Source organism: Halomonas saccharevitans, from assembly GCF_032333995.1.
Classification (GTDB): Bacteria; Pseudomonadota; Gammaproteobacteria; order Pseudomonadales; family Halomonadaceae; genus Halomonas; species Halomonas saccharevitans.
The window spans coordinates 277866-293609 of record NZ_JAVXUR010000003.1 but is presented as its reverse complement, the minus strand read 5'-3'; the positions used below and the strand labels follow the sequence as shown (position 1 = coordinate 293609).

Sequence of the window (15744 nt, the reverse complement as noted above, 5' to 3'; positions counted from 1 at the left end):
TCCCGCCGCCATAATTGGTAAACTTACCAAAAGTCAACACAGCCGAGGTGCACCATGGCCAGCGCAATCCCCGCCCTCAATGCCAGCGTCGCCGACGTGACCCGCCGTATCCGTGCGCGCTCCGCCGAGCGCCGGGCGCTATACGAGGCGCGCATGGCCGACCAGCATCGCCGCGGCGTGCATCGCGGCGAGCTCTCCTGCGGCAACCTGGCCCACGGCTTCGCCGCCTGTGGCGCCGAGGACAAGGACGCCCTGAAGCTGATGAACGCGGCCAACCTGGGCATCATCTCGGCCTACAACGACATGCTCTCGGCCCACCAGCCGCTGGAGACCTTCCCCGATACCATCAAGGCCGCGGCGCGCGCCATGGGCGGGACCGCCCAGTTTGCCGGCGGCGTGCCGGCCATGTGCGACGGCGTCACCCAGGGCCAGCCGGGCATGGAGCTGTCGCTGTTCTCCCGCGACGTGATCGCCATGGCCACCGCCGTGGGGCTCTCCCATAACATGTTCGATGCCGCGCTGTATCTGGGCGTGTGCGACAAGATCGTCCCGGGGCTGTTCATTGCCGCGGCGCGCTTCGGTCACCTGCCGGCCATGTTCGTGCCGGCGGGCCCCATGCCGAGCGGGCTGCCCAACAAGGAGAAGGCGCGCATACGCCAGCTCTTCGCCGAGGGCAAGGCGAGCCGCCAGGACCTGCTCGAGGCCGAGGCCGCCTCCTACCACAGCCCCGGCACCTGCACCTTCTATGGCACCGCCAACTCCAACCAGCTGATGATGGAGATGATGGGCCTGCACCTGCCGGGCACCTCCTTCGTCAATCCCGGCACCGAGATGCGCGAGGCCCTGACCCGCTTCGCCACCGAGCAGGCGATCCGCAATACTGATCAGGGCGGCGACTACCGCCCCTTCTATCAACAGATCGACGAGCGCGCCTTCGTCAACGCCATCGTCGGCCTGCTGGCCTCCGGCGGCTCTACCAACCACACCCTGCACCTGGTGGCGATGGCCGCCGCGGCGGGCATCACCCTCACCTGGGACGACTTCACCGAGCTGTCCGCGGTGACGCCGAGTCTGATGCAGGTCTATCCCAACGGCCAGGCCGACATCAACCATTTCCAGGCCGCCGGGGGGATGAGTTATCTGTTCCGCGGGCTGCTCGGCGCCGGCCTGATCCACGGCGACATCCCCACGGTGTTCGGCACCGACCTGACCGCCTACACCCGGGAGCCCTTCCTCGAAGAGGGGAAGCTGGTCTGGCGTGAAGGCCCCACCGAAAGCCTCGACGCCGAGGTCCTGCGCGGAGTGGCGGAACCCTTCGCCCCCACCGGCGGCCTCACCGTACTCGACGGCAACCTGGGGCGCGGCGTGATCAAGGTCTCGGCGGTGGCGCCCGAGCATCGCCTGGTCGAGGCCCCGGTGCGGATCTTCGAGGACCAGAACGACCTCAAGGCGGCCTTCGAGGCCGGCGACCTGGACCGGGACGTGATCGCCGTGGTGCGCTTCCAGGGACCCAAGGCCAACGGCATGCCCGAGCTGCACAAGCTGACCCCCTACCTCGGCGTGCTGCAGGATCGGGGCTATCGGGTGGCTCTCGTCACCGACGGGCGCATGTCGGGCGCCTCCGGCAAGGTGCCGGCGGCCATCCACATGAGCCCAGAGGCGCTGGACGGCGGCCCGCTGGCGAAGCTCAAAGACGGCGACGTCGTGCGTCTGGACGCCGACAGCGGCCGCCTCGAGGTCAAGCTCGATGACCAGGCGTGGGAAGAGCGCGAGCGGCGCGTCGGCGAGCTGGCTTCCCATCATGTGGGGCTGGGTCGCGAGCTGTTCGCCGGCTTTCGCCACCTGGCGATGCACGGCGAGCAGGGCGCCTCGGTGTTCGGCGGCTTCGAGGCCGATGACCTGGCCCGCCAGGCCGGCCAGATCCACGACGAGGACGCCTGAGACCGGCCGCGGTGAGAAGCGCCGGAGACAAAGCCATAGAGGGGGTCCTACGCCAGGGATGGCGTCGGTAGCGCCCAGGAAGGGGTTCACAGCGCCCCCTCGCAGGCTTGTCGCCGGAAAAGGCTTCGAGCAATTCAGCCCACTAACTAGTCGGGACGTAGTGACGATGACAAGACCGGCCCTGATCGGCGATATCGGCGGCACCCACGCCCGCTTCGCGCTGGTGACGCCGGACGCCGTCGCTCCCCACGAGATCCAGCGCCTGCACTGCGCCGACTATCCCGGCCCGGTCGAGGCGATCCGCGACTACCTGGTGCGGGTCGGCGCCGTCGGCGACGCCGCCCCGCATGAGGCCTGCCTGGCCGTCGCCGGCCCGCTCGACGGCGAACGGCTCACCCTGACCAACCTCGACTGGGACGTTACCCGGGGCGAGCTTCGCCAGGCGCTGAGGCTTACCCACCTCAGGCTGATCAACGACTTCATCGCCCAGGCCCTCGGCCTGCCCCACGTGGGTGAGGCGCACCGCGTCGTCCTCCAGGCCGGCGAGGCCGCCCCCCGGGCGTTGCGCCTGGTGATCGGCCCCGGCACCGGCCTCGGCATGGCCGGCCTGCTGCCGGCAGGCCGGGGCGACGGTCGCAGGCGCTGGCTCCCGCTGCCAAGCGAAGGCGGCCACGCCGCCTTCGCCGCCACCGATGCCCGCGAGCGGGCGCTGCTGGAGCACTTCCGCCAGCGCTACGGCCGCGTCTCGGTGGAGCGCCTGCTCTCCGGGCCGGGGCTTGTGGAGCTCTACCTCGCCCACTGCGCCCTGGAGGGCATCGCCCCGCACTGCCAGTCGCCCGCCGAGGTCACCGCGGCGGCCGGCAGCGGCGACGGCGGGGCCCGTGATACCCTGCTGCGTTTTCTGAAGATCCTCGGCGACGTCAGTGGCGATGCCGCGCTTACCCTAGGAGCCCGCGGCGGCGTCACTCTGTGCGGCGGTATCCTGCCCCGCCTGCTCGAGTGGCTCCCACAGAGCCGCTTCCTCGAGGCCTTCGCCGCCAAGGGGCGCATGGCCGTCTACGCCGGCCGGATCCCCGTCCAGGTGGTCACCGACCCCTGGACGGGCCTGCTGGGCGCCGCCGAGGCCCTGCACCATCCAGAGATCGAATGACCATCAAGGAGGTCGCATGATTCCCGAATCGCTTGCCGCGCTGGTCGAGGAGACCCGCGGCCAACGCCGTGCCCACTGGGCCGGCCGTGAGGTCTGGCTGGCCAACGAGGCCTGGGGTGAGCTCGTGGTGTCGCTGCAGGGCGCCCAGGTCCTGCATTACCGCCCCGCAGGCGATGAGAGCGCCGGCTGGCTGTGGGTCACCCCGACGCCCCAGGAGCGGCCCGGCGCGATCCGCGGCGGCATCCCGCTCTGCTGGCCGTGGTTCGCCGACGAGAACACCGCCGACGAGTCACCGGACCGCTCCGGCCCCATGCACGGCCCCGCCCGCAAGGCCGACTGGCGCCTCGATGCCGTGGACGAGCACGAGGAGGGCGTCGAGCTGCACCTCTCCTCGATCGAGCGGCTGCACGGTCAGCTGGTGCCCCGCGCGGTGATCCAGGCCAACGCCCGGCGCCTGCACATGGAGCTGATCACCGAGCACGTCGGCGAGACCCCGGTGAAGATCACCGGCGCCCTGCACACCTACCTGGCCGTCGAGGACGCCTTCGCCTGCCGCGTGGAGGGCCTGGCCGGCGCCCGCTACCTGGACAAGCTGGCCGACTTCGCCGAGCGTGACCAGCAGGGCGAGCTCGGCGTGCGCGGCGGCCTGGATCGCATCTACCGCAGCAATGCCGAACTCGTCCTCGACGATGGCACACGCCGACTGCGCATCGCCCGCCAGAGCAGCGACTCGGCGGTGATCTGGCACCCCGGTGACACCCCGCCCGCCGATACCTCGACCGAGGCCGCCCGCCACTTCCTGTGCGTCGAATCGGCCAATACGCGCCTCGACCCGGTGTGGCTGGTGCCCGGCGCCCAGCACCTGCTGGGCACCACCCTGAGCCGCGAGGACACCGCGTCATGACGCCCGTGATCGCCTTCGGCGAGGCGCTCGTCGACCTGCTCTCGAGCCGTGTGGACGCCGCCGACGATACGCCGGAGGCCTTCACCCCCGAAGTCTTCACCCCCTATGCCGGCGGCGCCCCGGCCAACGTGGCCGTGGCCTGCGCAAGGCTGGGCGTGCCCAGCCGCTTTCTCGGCATGGTCGGCGAGGATCATTTCGGCGACCTCGTCGCCGGGGAGCTGGCCGCCTACGGCGTCGACACCGCCGGCGTGGTGCGTACCGACGCGGCGCGCACGGCGCTGGCCTTCGTCCATCGCGACGCCGCGGGCGAGCGCACCTTCGCGTTCTATCGCCCGCCGGCGGCCGACCTGCTCTATCGGCTGGAACACCTGCCGGCCGGCGTCTTCGCCGAGCCGGCCATCGTGCATTTTGGCAGCAACAGCCTGACCGAGCCCGAAATCGCCGACACCACCCTGGCCATGGCCGAGATGGCGCGCCGCGCCGGCTGCCTGATCAGCGTGGACGCCAACCTGCGCCACGGCCTCTGGGCCGGCGGTGTCGCCGACATCAGCCTGGTCACCCGCCTGCTCGATGCCGCCGACCTGATCCGGCTCTCGACCGAGGAGCTCGACGACCTGCGCGCCGAGCATCCGCGGGACGGCTGGCTGGCCGAGCGCTTCGCCGCCGGGGTGAAGTGCGCGGTGATCACCGATGGGCCGGGCGAGATCTTGCTCAAGACGATCGCGCTGGACGAGCGGTTCACGCCCCCCGCGGTGCAGGCCGTGGACACCACGGCCGGCGGCGACGCCTTCACCGGCGGGCTGCTCGCCGAGCTCGCCGCCGCGACGCCCACCGACGGCGCCTGGCATCGGGACGCAGACCTGCTGCGCCGCGCGGTGGCCTTCGCCAGCCGCTGCGGCGCCCACGCCGTGACCCGCCCCGGGGCCTTCGCCGCCCTGCCGGATCGCGACGACCTGGAGCGCTGATCGCGGTCGTGGTTCACCCTCCCCCGGGCCGTTTCCACCGGCCCACGAAAAGCCCCGGCCGGCGGCCGGGGCGATAGGTGCCATGCGTCGTCGAAGGGCACGCGGATCACCGAAGCGGGCGAGGCGGCCTCAGTGGTGGAAGCGCGTCGCCGCCTCGCGGGCCAGCGAACGGATCGCCTCCCAGTCCTCGGCCTCGACCAGCGACTGGGGCGTCAGCCAGCTGCCGCCCACGCACATCACGTTCTTCAGCGCCAGGTACTCCTCGGCGTTGTGCAGGCCGATGCCCCCGGTGGGGCAGAAACGCGCCTCGGCGATCGGGCCGGCGAAGGCCTTGAGTGCCTTGGTCCCGCCGCTGGCCTCGGCCGGAAAGAACTTGAACCGCCGGTAGCCGTACTGCCAGCCGATCATCAGCTCGGAGACGGTGGCGATCCCCGGCAGCATAGGCACCGCGCTGCCGACGCCGTAACGATAGAGCGCCTCGGTGGTGCCGGGGGTGACCACGAAGTCGACGCCGACCTGCTCGGCCTGACGATACTGGGCCGGAGTCAGCACAGTCCCCGCGCCGATGCTGGCCTGGGGCAGCGCCGCCTTGATGCGCTTGATCGCCTCCAGGGCGCAGTCCGTGCGCAGCGTGATCTCGAGCACCGAGAGCCCACCCTCGACCAGGGCCCTGGCCAGCGGCACGGCATCCTCCACGCGCCGGATCATCAGCACCGGGATCACCTCGGCCTTGAGGCAGATGCTGTCGAGCTCGGTGGTACGGGTGGAGGGCAGCTGTTTGTCGATCGTCATGTCATGGCTCCAGTGCATCGGGAAGAAATTCAGGGCGCCCAGTAGATGGCCACCGGGCAGGCCAGGAAGGCGCGGATGGGCAGCTCGCGGGCGTCGTCGCCACACAGCGCCCGGGCCAGCACGTCACGCTTCTCCTCGCCGGTGATGTGCAGGAAGTGACGCCGGGCTCGATGCAGCCGCTCGGCACTGAGCGTCAGGCGCGGCTGGGGCTGGCTCGGCGAGCGCACCGCCACCGCGGGAGCGGCGGTGGTCAACGCCAGGTCGAGCTCGCGGCTGTCGGGAAACAGCGAGGCGGTGTGGCCATCGCCGCCCATGCCCAGCACCGCGACGCTGGCCGGCCAGGCCAGGCCCTCGAGCCGCGAAGCGACCTCGTCGACGCCCTGCTCCGGCGTCTCGTGATCAGTGGTCAGGGGCACGAAGGTCGCCTCGGCGGCCGGCCCCTGCAAGAGGTGCTCGCGCATCAGGCGGGCGTTGCTGTCGGGGGCCGCACCATTCACCCAGCGCTCGTCGGCGAGCGTCACCTCGATGCGCGCCCAGGGCAGGTTCCTGGCGGCCAGGGCCCGGAAGAAGGGCAGCGGCGTCGAGCCCCCCGACACGATCAGCAGCGCCCGCGCCTGGTGCTCGAGATCCTGGCGCAGGGCCTCGCCGACGGACTCGGCCAGCTGTGTCGCCAGCTGCTCGCGGGGGGATGGGATCGTGTCGGTCATTTCGGGGCTCCTCGTGCCGGTCCTGTCGTGACGGGCCTTTCGTGCCGGTCGTAATCAGTAGTCCTCGTACCAGCTTCGGCCGTCCTGGGTGATCATCGCGATGGAAGCCACCGGCCCCCAGGAGCCGGCGGGATAGCGCCGCGGCGGCTCGTCGCGATCGGCCCAGGCGGCCACCAGACTATCGCACCACTGCCAGGCGTGCTCGACCTCGTCGCGACGCACGAAGAGGTACTGCTGCCCCTTCATCACCTCCAGCAGCAGGCGCTCATAGGCATCCGGGATGCGCGTCTTGGGGAAGGCGCTGCCGAAGTCCAGGTGCAGTGGGCCACGACGCAGGCGCATGCCCTTGTCCAGGCCGCTATCCTTGGTCAGCACCTCCAGGGCGATGCCCTCCTCCGGCTGCAGGCGGATCACCAGCTTGTTGGCGGCGAGCCCGCGCTGGTCGGGATCGAAGATGTAGTGCGGCTGCTGGCGGAAGTGGATGATGATCTGGGAGAGCTTCTCCGGCATGCGCTTGCCGGTGCGCAGGTAGAAGGGCACCCCGGCCCAGCGCCAGTTGGCCACGCCGGTCTTGATCGCCACGAAGGTCTCGGTATGGCTGTCGACGTTGGCGCCCTCCTCCTCGAGGTAGCCCGGCACGGCCTGGCCGTCGTGGGTGCCGGCCATGTACTGGCCGCGCACCACGTCGCGCCCCAGCATGTCGTCGCTGAAAGGCGTGAGCGCCTTCAACACCTTGACCTTCTCGTCGCGAATGGCGTCGGCGTCGAGGTTGGCCGGCGGGTCCATGGCGATCAGACAGACCAGCTGCAGCAGGTGATTCTGCACCATGTCGCGCAGCTGACCGGCCTCGTCGAAGTAGCCCCAGCGTCCCTCGATGCCGACCTTCTCGGCCACGGTGACCTCCACGTGGGAGATATGGTTCTGGTTCCACTGGGTGCCGAACAGCGGGTTGGCGAAACGCAGCGCGATCAGGTTCTGCACCGTCTCCTTGCCCAGGTAGTGATCGATGCGGTAGACCCGCGACTCGGGGAAGACGTCGCCGATGGCATCGTTGATCTCGGCGGAGGAGTCGAGATCGAAGCCGATGGGCTTCTCGACCACCACGCGGCTCTGCTCATCGAGGCTGCCGCTGGCCTTCAGGTGACGACAGATGTCGCCATAGATCTTCGCTCCCACCGACAGATAGACGACCAGCGGGCGCTCCCGTCCCGGCTCGCGCCACTCGCGCACGGCCTCGTAGCCCTCCGGCTCGAGGAACTCGAGCGGCAGGAAGTCCAGGCGTTGGAGGAAACGCGTGAGCACCTCCGGGTCCAGCTCGGCGGCCTTGACGTGAGTCTCGAGTGAGGCCTCGACCCGCTGATGGAAGCCCTCTCGATCGAGTTCATGGCGCGCCAGGCCCAGCAGCCGGGTGTTCTCGTCGAGGAGCCCCTCGCGGTCGAGGTGGTAGAGCGCCGGAAAGAGCTTGCGCTGGGCCAGGTCGCCGAGGGCACCGAACAGCGCCAGATCGATGGCCGAGCTGCCGGCCTCGGCGGGCCGATTGCGTGGTGTCATGTCCGCCCCATCTGGTTAACTTACTTAAAAATAGCGCATAAAAGGCAAGCATCGCAAAAACTTTATGTAAGTTTACAACTTTCGCGGTAACCGTTGGCGCACCTTCCCCCTCACCTTTGCGCTTCTCTCAGCATAGCCAGCATAATGTAGTTAAATCACCACATCACCCATGTTTCATCCCGCGCCGCCGAGGGCGCCTCGCCGGAGACTGCACCACCCATGGTTCGACACGATCTGCTCGACCGCATCCGCCGCCAGCTCGATGAGCTCAACCGCTCCGAACGCAAGGTGGCCGACGTCATCCTGACTGACCCGGCGTCGGCCACCAGCATGAGCATTGCCACCCTGGCCCAGCTCGCCTCGGTCAGCGAACCCACGGTCAACCGCTTCTGCCGAAGCTTCGATGCCAAGGGCTATCCCGACTTCAAGATCAAGCTGGCCCAGAGCCTGGCCGGCGGCACTCCCTACGTCAGCCAGGCGGTGGAACCGGACGACGCCGCGGCCGAGTACACCGGCAAGATCTTTGGCGCGACCATCGCCGCGCTGGACCTGGCCCGCCGCGAGGTCGCCCCGGAGCGCATCGAGCGCGTCGTCGACTACCTGATCCAGGCCCGGCAGCTGCACTTCTTCGGCCTGGGCGCCTCGGGCGCCGTGGCCCAGGACGCCCAGCACAAGTTCTTCCGTTTCAACCTCCCGGTCAGCGCCTATATCGACGTGCTGATGCAGCGCATGGTCGCCGCCGCCTGCCACACCGGCGATGTGGTGGTGATGCTCTCCTGGACCGGGCGGACCCGGGACCTCGTCGATATCGCCCGGCTGGCCCGGGAGAACGGCGCCGTGGTGCTCGGCATCACCGCCCCAGGCTCGCCGCTGGCCGCCGAGTGCACCGAGACCCTGGAGGTCTCGACGCCGGAGGATACCGACTACTACATGCCGATGACCTCGCGGATGATCCAGCTGACGCTGATCGATGTCCTGGCCACCGGCATGACCCTGCGCCGGGGCGAGGACTTCCTGCCGCACCTGAAGAAGATCAAGGACAGCCTGAAGCCGACCCGCTACCCCGCCGACGGGCACGACGACCCGGCCTGACACCCCCGCCAAACTTGCCAGGCCGGCGGGGAGGCACAACAATGGCGGGCCATCGACCACTCCGGAGACCGCCATGCGCTGGCTTGCCACATCCGCCGCCGCCCTCTGCCTGTTCGCACAGGGCGCCGCCGCCGACACCTTCCGCTTCACCGCCATTCCCGACGAGAACCAGTCGCGGCTGGTCGAGCGCTTTTCGGCGGTCGCGGACTACCTCGAGACGCGCCTGGACGTCGAGGTGGAGTACGTGCCGGTGAAGTCCTACGGCGCCTCGGTCAGCGCCTTTCGCAACGACCAGGTCCAGCTGGCCTGGTTCGGCGGCCTCTCTGGGGTGCAGGCGCGCCGCCTGGTGCCGGGCTCCGTGGCACTGGCTCAGGGCACCGAGGACGCCGAGTTCAAGAGCTACCTCATCGCCCACCGCTCTACCGGCCTGGAACCCGCCGAGACCCTCCCCGAGGCGATCGAGGGCATGAGCCTGACCTTCGGCTCGCGCACCTCCACCTCCGGTCGCCTGATGCCTGAGCACTACCTGCGCCAGCGCTTCGACGCCGCCCCCGACGAGCTGTTCTCTCGGGTCGGCTTCTCCGGCGACCATTCGCGCACCATCGCCCTGGTAGAAGCCGGCACCTGGGAGCTGGGCGCGGTCAACTTCAGCGTCTGGGACGCTGCGGTCGCCGACGGCCGAGTCGACACCGACAAGGTCGAGGTGATCTGGGAAACGCCCCCCTACCCCGACTACAACTGGACGGTGCGCGGCGACGTCGACGCGCGGTTCGGCGAGGGCTTCACCGACCGGGTGCGCGCGGCCCTGCTCGAGATGGACGACCCCGACCTGCTGGCGAGCTTCCCGCGCGAGGGCTTCATTCCCGCCGACAATGCCCTCTACGCGCCCATCGAGGACGTCGCCGAAGAGCTCGGCCTGCTGCGCTGATGAGCGCCGTGCTGCTCGCCCTGAAGGGGGACGACCTGGGTCACGGCGACCAGGTGGTGCTGCCGGGCCTGCGCCTCGGCCTGCGCCACGGCGAGCGTGTGGCCCTGCTCGGCCAGAGCGGCGCCGGCAAGTCGACCCTGCTGGGCGAGCTGCGCCAGCGGCTGGGCGAGACGGCCGCCTGGTGCCCCCAGCAGCACGGCCTGGTGCCTGGGCTCGCGGTCTACCACAACGTTTACATGGGGCGGCTCGCCGAGCACTCGGCGCTGGCCAACCTGTGGAACCTGGTGCGACCGCTGGCCGAGCCCTGGCGCCAGGTCGCCGAGCTCTGCGACGCCCTGGGCCTGGCGGGGCTGATGCGCCGCCCGGTGGGCCAGCTCTCCGGCGGCCAGCGCCAGCGGGTGGCCATCGCCCGAGCCCTCTACCAGCAGCGCAGCCTGTTTCTCGGCGACGAGCCGGTGGCCAGCGTCGACCCTCACCAGGCGCTGCGCCTGCTCGACCTGATCGGCGCGCGCCACGCCACCTCGGTGATCGCCCTGCACCAGCGTGAGCTGGCGCTCACCCACTTCGACCGGGTCTGGGGGCTGCGCGATGGCCGGCTGGTGATCGACGCCCCGGCAAGCACGCTGCGCCTGGCCGATCTGGACGCCCTCTACCCGGATGCCGGCGACGAATCCACCCAGGGAGAGGCCGGAGGCGACGCGTGATCGGCACCGAGCTTGCGCGACGCGACACCCGCCCCCGCTGGCTGAGCGGCCAGAGCACCGGGCTGCGTCTGGCCCGCCACACCCTGACGCTGGTGGCCCTGGCGGTGGTGCTGGTGCCCTTCGCCGATCTTGCGGTGGTGACCCGGGACCCCTGGGGCGAGCTCGCGCAGATGGCCCGCGGGCTCGCCTGGCCCGCCTGGGGCACGGTGGAGTCGCCCCTCGAGGCCCTGGGCCTGACCGTGGCGGTGGCCCTCTGGGGCACGCTCGGCGGGCTGGTGCTGGGCTTTCCGCTGGCGCTGCTGTTCGCCTGCTCGCGGCTGGTGCGCGCTGGCTGCGCCTTCGTGCGGGCGATCCATGAGCTCTTCTGGGCGCTGCTCTTCCTGCAGGTGTTCGGCCTCTCCGCCGCCACCGCGCTGATGGCCCTGGCCATTCCCTATGCCGGCATCTTCGCCAAGGTCTTCGCGGAGATCCTCGAGCAGATCCCCGGCGCGCCGCGGGACGCCCTGCCGCCCGGCGTCTCGCGGCTGTCGCGCTTCGTCTATGCGGAGCTGCCTCTGGCCTGGACACGGCTCGCCGCCTACACCCGCTACCGCTTCGAGTGCGCCCTGCGGGCCAGCGTGCTGCTGGGCTTCGTCGGCCTGCCGACGCTGGGCTTCCAGCTTGAGACCGCCTTTCGCGAGGGGCGCTATCACGAGGCAGGGGCGCTGCTGTGGCTCTTCTACCTGCTGATCGCGAGCCTGCCCTGGTGGGGACACCGCCGGCTGATCCCGCTGCTGGCGGTCGGCGGGCTCTTCCTGCTGGCGCCCTGGCCGGAAGTGAGCGGGAGCCTCTTGTGGCGCTTCGTCAGCCAGGATATCTGGCCGCCGGCGCTGCTCGCGGGGGATTGGCACGGGGTCATCGACTGGCTGGCGCGGATCCCCGACCTGGGGCCGGCCATCGGCAACACCCTGCTGCTCGGCCTGCTGGGCAGCGTCGGGGCGCTGCTGGTGGCCCTGGCGCTGTGGCCGCTCGCCTGCCGCCACTTCGGCAATCCCGCCACTCGGCTGGCCGGACGCGGGCTGCTGCTGTTTCTGCGCTCGACCCCCGAGCTGATGCTGGCCTTTCTCTTCCTGCTGCTGCTGGGGCCGTCGCTGCTGCCCGCCTGGCTGGCGCTGTCGCTGCACAACGGCGCGCTGATCGCCTTCCTGGTGGCGCGCCACGCCGATGCGATCACCCCGGGCATGCCGGACGCCCGGGGCGTGGGGCGCTTCGCCTACGAGCTGCTGCCGCGGGTCTATCCGGGGATGCTGGCGCTGCTCTACTACCGCGCCGAGGTGATCCTGCGCGAGACGGCGATCCTGGGTATGCTGGGGGTGGCCACGCTGGGCTACTACATCGACGCCAACTTCGAGTACCTGCTGTTCGACGTCGCCTTCTTCCTGCTGCTGATCACCGCGCTGCTCAACATCGCCGTGGATGCCCTTTCGCGACGGCTGCGCCCGCGCGAGGTCGCCGTCATCGACGACCCCTGCCAGCGCTAGGCGATCGGGACGCGACGCGTACGGGCCGCGGCGTCCCGGCTCGCCACCTCAGTTGCTCGGCACCAGCGCGGTGACCGTGATTTCCACCTTCAGCTCGTCGGCGGGCAGGGGCGCGCAGACGCAGGTGCGGGCCGGCGCATGGCCGGTGGGGACCCAGTCGTCCCAGACGGCGTTCATGGCGGCGACGTCGTTGCCGTCCTTGATGTAGATCGTCGCCGAGAGCAGGTGCTCACGGTCGGAGCCGATCTCGGTGAGCAGCGCATCGACCCGCTCCAGCATGCTCTGGGTCTGCTCGGTGATGTCGCCGTGGCGCGCCTCGGGGCCGGCCACCTGGCCACACAGCCAGGCCACGCCGTTGTGGATCACCGCACGGCTCATGCGCGCCTTGGTGTCGTGTCGTTCGATGCTCATCGTGGTTCTCTCCGTCGGGTCATGTGTGGTCGAGTCGTGTTCGTCGAGTCAGCTTATCGCCGGGTCACGCCGTCGTGGCGTCACTCGGCACAGTCGATGCATTTCAGCACCAGGGGGTCGCGCTCCAGGCGCCGGGCGTCGATCCAGTCGCCGCAGGCGATGCATTCGCCGTACTCACCCCGCTCGATACGCGCCAGGGTGCCGGTGATGCGCTGCTGGGCCAACTGGCGACGCTGCTCCTCGGCCTTGGCCATGGCCTGCCCCTGCAGGGCATCCATGCGCGACAGGCGCCCCACCGAGGTCTGGTCCAGCATCACGGTCTCGCGGGCATCACGGCCGGCCTCGCTCTGCGCCTGCAGCTCGGCGCGCAGCGCCTCGAGCCGCGCCACCAGGGCCGCCATGTCCAGTTCCGGGTGATTCATCGCCGCCTCCTCTGCAGGGCACCGGGTCGCGTCGTAGGGCTATCGCAGATAGCTCCCATCGCTCGGGGCTGATCTGGGGGCAAGCCCCGGGGTGCCGGACCATTGAGGAGGCGCTGTGAACCCTTCCTTGGGCGCTACCGACGCCATCCTTGGCGTAGGACCTCCTCGTCGGCTTGCCCCCAGCGCACCTCAGCGATAGCCCTGGTTCGCGTCGCTCACGCCCGCCACCCTGAGCGCTCAGCTGCTACCCTAGGGCGCTTCGGGTGTCGCGGCCGCGACGGCCCCATCTTGCCACTGCGGCCGGGCCATCGCACTCCCGTCGTGCCCGCGACGCCACCTCGGGCGCGCCATCTCGCTCCTGCCATCCACTCCATGCCGCTCAATCCATGTCACCCCGGGAGGTCATCATGGGCTATCGCATCCTGCTGCGGGATCATCGCGGGCTGCTGAGCATCGCCTTTCTGGCGATGTTCTCCTCGAGCCTGGGTCAGAGCTTCTTCATCGGGCTCTTCCAGGCGCCGATCTCGGCCCGGCTGGGCTTAAGCGCCGGCCAGTTCGGCACCGCCTATGCCCTGGTCACCCTGGCGGCCGGCTTCGCCATGCTGCGTTTCGGCCCGCTGATCGACTGGGTGGCGCCGCGGCGCTTCGCCCTGGCGGTGCTCGGCGCCCTGCTCAGCGGGGTCGCGCTGCTCACCCTCTCGCCCTGGTGGCTCCTGGGGGTGCTGGGGCTGGGCCTGGTGCGCCTGTGCGGCCAGGGCATGATGACCCATCTGGGCAACACCCTGGCCGGCCGCGAGTTCGAGAGCCTGCGCGGCCGCGCCCTGGGCCTCACCGGCATGGGCATCATGCTGGGCGAGACGCTGCTGCCCCCGCTGATCGCGACTCTTCTGGTGTGGCTGGGCTGGCGGCAGCTGTGGTGGCTGTTCGCACTGGTCCTGGCGCTGCTTTGGGTGCCACTGCTGCTGCGAGGCCCCTGGCCGGCGGCGCCCGGCACGCGTCCGGTGCGCGGGGAGCGCCGCGGCGGGCCACGCCCCTTCCGCGAGGCGCGCTTCTGGCAGCTGCTGCCGCTGCTGATGATCCTGCCGGTGACCATGACCGGACTCTTCATCTATCAGGCGCGCATGACCGAGGACCTGGGCAGCTCGCTCACCGTCTATGCCCTGGCCCTGACCGGCATGGGCCTCGCCAAGCTGCCCGGCGCCCTGCTCGGCGGACGCTGGGTCGATCGCCTGGGACCTGTGCGCCTGGCCAGGCTCTACCTGCTGCCGTTTGCCCTGGCCCTGGTGGTGGCCATCACTCTCGGCGGCCACCTCGGCATCTGGGCGCTGATGGTCGGCGGAGGACTCGCCATGGGCGCCCAGGAGTCCATCGCCACCAGCCTGCTGGTGCGCCTATGGGGCGCCGAGCACCTGGGCACGGTGCGCGCCACCCTGAGCGCCGCCACGGTCTTCTCCACCGGCATCGCCCCGGCGCTGCTGGGCGTGGCGCTCGACCTGGGCGCCTCCTTCACCCTGGTGCTGGTCGGCATGCTGGCCTTCCTGATCATCGGCTGGGCGCTGGCACAGGGAGTGCTGGCGAGCCCCGAGGCTCAGGGGTCGGGGACCAACGAGATCTCAGGGCCCGACGAGATCTAAGTATCTGACGAGATGAAGAGCCCTGACACGATGACGCCGGCCCTGGGGCCGGCGTCATCGGTGACGGCGCATTGCTTGCGAGACTTACGTCATGCGCCGTCGGGCACGACTGCTCGCGATCAGCGCAGCAGCAGCACCGGCAGGCTGGTACGACGCAGCATGGTGGTGGTGGTGCTGCCGACCAGCAGGTGGCGAATACGCGAGTGGCCGTAGGCGCCCATCACCAGCAGGTCGATGCCGTGCTCCTGCTGGTAGTTGCGCAGGGTCTCCTCGACCTCGCCGGCGCGGATCTCGCCCTCGGCCTCGTGGCCGGCCTCGCGCAGGGTCGAGAGCGCCCACTCGAGCTGGGACCGGTTGTCACCGGTCTCGGCGCCGACGATCACCACGTGGCAGGAGATGCCGTTGAACAGCGGGCTCTTGGCCAGCATCTCGACGCCCTTGCGGGTGGTCTTGCTGCCGTCGAAGGCGATCATCACGCGCTCGGGGCGCGTGAAGCTCTCCGGCGCCATCAGGATCGGCCGGTGCAGGGTGCGCACCACCCGCTCCAGGTTGGAGCCGAGGTGGTCGCTCGCCTGGTGGGCTCCTTCGCCGCGCTTGCCGATCACCAGCAGGCGGATGTCGTTCTCGAGGTCGGTCAGGGTCTCCACCAGGGTGCCGTTGCGCTGGCGGGTAGCAGGATCGCTCACGCCGTCCTCGATGGCCCGCTCCTTGGCCGCCTTGAGCATCAGCCGGCCCTGCTCCTGGGCCACCTTGGCGCGCTGCTCGTCCAGGTGCGAAAGCTCCTCGAGCAGATGCTCCCGGGCACCAAGCACGAGGTTGCCGGACAGGTCGCTCTCGGCGGTCTGCGGGTGGTTGTCGACCACGTGCAGGAAGGTCAGCGGCGCCTCGAGCGCCAGGCTCGCCCAGGCCGCGTAGTCGCACACCCCTGCGGAAAACTGCGAGCCGTCGATGGCGGCCATCACCTGTTCTGTCATCGTCTTGTCCTGAAACTGGCGTGTGTTGTCGTCTCTATCCACGTTCTAC

At 70.2% G+C, this 15744-nt stretch carries 15 protein-coding genes; 9 read left to right on the top strand and 6 right to left on the bottom strand.

Annotated features, from left to right (window positions below):
• Positions 1-54 precede the first annotated feature (54 nt).
• The 4 genes from edd (at position 55) to RSO68_RS09375 (ending at position 4960) form a co-directional block, all read left to right on the top strand.
• The gene (gene edd, locus RSO68_RS09390; protein WP_315586409.1) at positions 55-1941 is read left to right on the top strand and encodes a phosphogluconate dehydratase; all 1887 of its coding nucleotides are present in this window, start codon (positions 55-57) and stop codon (positions 1939-1941) included.
• 166 nt (positions 1942-2107) lie between these two features.
• Positions 2108-3091: a glucokinase gene (gene glk / locus RSO68_RS09385; protein ID WP_315586408.1), complete on the top strand. Its 984-nt coding sequence runs from the start codon at positions 2108-2110 to the stop codon at positions 3089-3091.
• 16 nt (positions 3092-3107) lie between these two features.
• On the top strand, positions 3108-3995 hold the full coding sequence (locus RSO68_RS09380; RefSeq protein WP_315586407.1) for a D-hexose-6-phosphate mutarotase: 888 nt from the start codon (positions 3108-3110) through the stop codon (positions 3993-3995).
• The gene (locus RSO68_RS09375; RefSeq protein WP_315586406.1) at positions 3992-4960 is read left to right on the top strand and encodes a carbohydrate kinase family protein; all 969 of its coding nucleotides are present in this window, start codon (positions 3992-3994) and stop codon (positions 4958-4960) included. The genes RSO68_RS09380 and RSO68_RS09375 overlap by 4 nt, the downstream gene beginning before the upstream one ends.
• Positions 4961-5089: 129 nt before the next feature.
• On the opposite strand, the gene RSO68_RS09370 is transcribed toward RSO68_RS09375, so the two are convergent.
• From RSO68_RS09370 to zwf, 3 genes are read right to left on the bottom strand one after another with little or no spacing between them, the layout of a single operon-like run.
• Positions 5090-5752 (bottom strand): bifunctional 4-hydroxy-2-oxoglutarate aldolase/2-dehydro-3-deoxy-phosphogluconate aldolase, encoded by a 663-nt coding sequence (locus tag RSO68_RS09370; RefSeq protein WP_315586405.1) that lies wholly within the window; start codon positions 5750-5752, stop codon positions 5090-5092.
• A gap of 29 nt (positions 5753-5781) precedes the next feature.
• On the bottom strand, positions 5782-6459 hold the full coding sequence (pgl, locus tag RSO68_RS09365) for a 6-phosphogluconolactonase (RefSeq protein ID WP_315586404.1): 678 nt from the start codon (positions 6457-6459) through the stop codon (positions 5782-5784).
• A gap of 54 nt (positions 6460-6513) precedes the next feature.
• Complete coding sequence (gene zwf / locus RSO68_RS09360) at positions 6514-8010, bottom strand: glucose-6-phosphate dehydrogenase (RefSeq protein ID WP_315586403.1); 1497 nt, start codon at positions 8008-8010, stop codon at positions 6514-6516.
• A 219-nt stretch (positions 8011-8229) separates the two neighbouring features.
• On the opposite strand from zwf, the gene RSO68_RS09355 reads away from it, so the two are divergent.
• The 4 genes from RSO68_RS09355 (at position 8230) to RSO68_RS09340 (ending at position 12254) form a co-directional block, all read left to right on the top strand.
• Positions 8230-9102 (top strand): MurR/RpiR family transcriptional regulator, encoded by an 873-nt coding sequence (locus RSO68_RS09355; protein ID WP_315586402.1) that lies wholly within the window; start codon positions 8230-8232, stop codon positions 9100-9102.
• 73 nt (positions 9103-9175) lie between these two features.
• Positions 9176-10030 (top strand): putative selenate ABC transporter substrate-binding protein, encoded by an 855-nt coding sequence (locus RSO68_RS09350; protein WP_315586401.1) that lies wholly within the window; start codon positions 9176-9178, stop codon positions 10028-10030.
• Complete coding sequence (locus tag RSO68_RS09345) at positions 10030-10734, top strand: ATP-binding cassette domain-containing protein (RefSeq protein ID WP_315586400.1); 705 nt, start codon at positions 10030-10032, stop codon at positions 10732-10734. The genes RSO68_RS09350 and RSO68_RS09345 overlap by 1 nt, the downstream gene beginning before the upstream one ends.
• The gene (locus RSO68_RS09340) at positions 10731-12254 is read left to right on the top strand and encodes a PhnE/PtxC family ABC transporter permease (protein WP_315586399.1); all 1524 of its coding nucleotides are present in this window, start codon (positions 10731-10733) and stop codon (positions 12252-12254) included. The genes RSO68_RS09345 and RSO68_RS09340 overlap by 4 nt, the downstream gene beginning before the upstream one ends.
• Before the next feature lie 48 nt (positions 12255-12302).
• Here RSO68_RS09340 and RSO68_RS09335 read toward each other — a convergent pair whose 3' ends face one another.
• Complete coding sequence (locus RSO68_RS09335; RefSeq protein WP_315586398.1) at positions 12303-12665, bottom strand: RidA family protein; 363 nt, start codon at positions 12663-12665, stop codon at positions 12303-12305.
• Between the two features lie 80 nt (positions 12666-12745).
• On the bottom strand, positions 12746-13087 hold the full coding sequence (locus RSO68_RS09330) for a TraR/DksA family transcriptional regulator (RefSeq protein WP_315586397.1): 342 nt from the start codon (positions 13085-13087) through the stop codon (positions 12746-12748).
• Between the two features lie 407 nt (positions 13088-13494).
• On the opposite strand from RSO68_RS09330, the gene RSO68_RS09325 reads away from it, so the two are divergent.
• Positions 13495-14721: an MFS transporter gene (locus RSO68_RS09325; RefSeq protein WP_315586396.1), complete on the top strand. Its 1227-nt coding sequence runs from the start codon at positions 13495-13497 to the stop codon at positions 14719-14721.
• 119 nt (positions 14722-14840) lie between these two features.
• On the opposite strand, the gene RSO68_RS09320 is transcribed toward RSO68_RS09325, so the two are convergent.
• A complete protein-coding gene (locus RSO68_RS09320) occupies positions 14841-15695 on the bottom strand; it encodes a universal stress protein (protein WP_315586395.1) in 855 nt (284 codons plus the stop codon).
• Positions 15696-15744 lie beyond the last annotated feature (49 nt).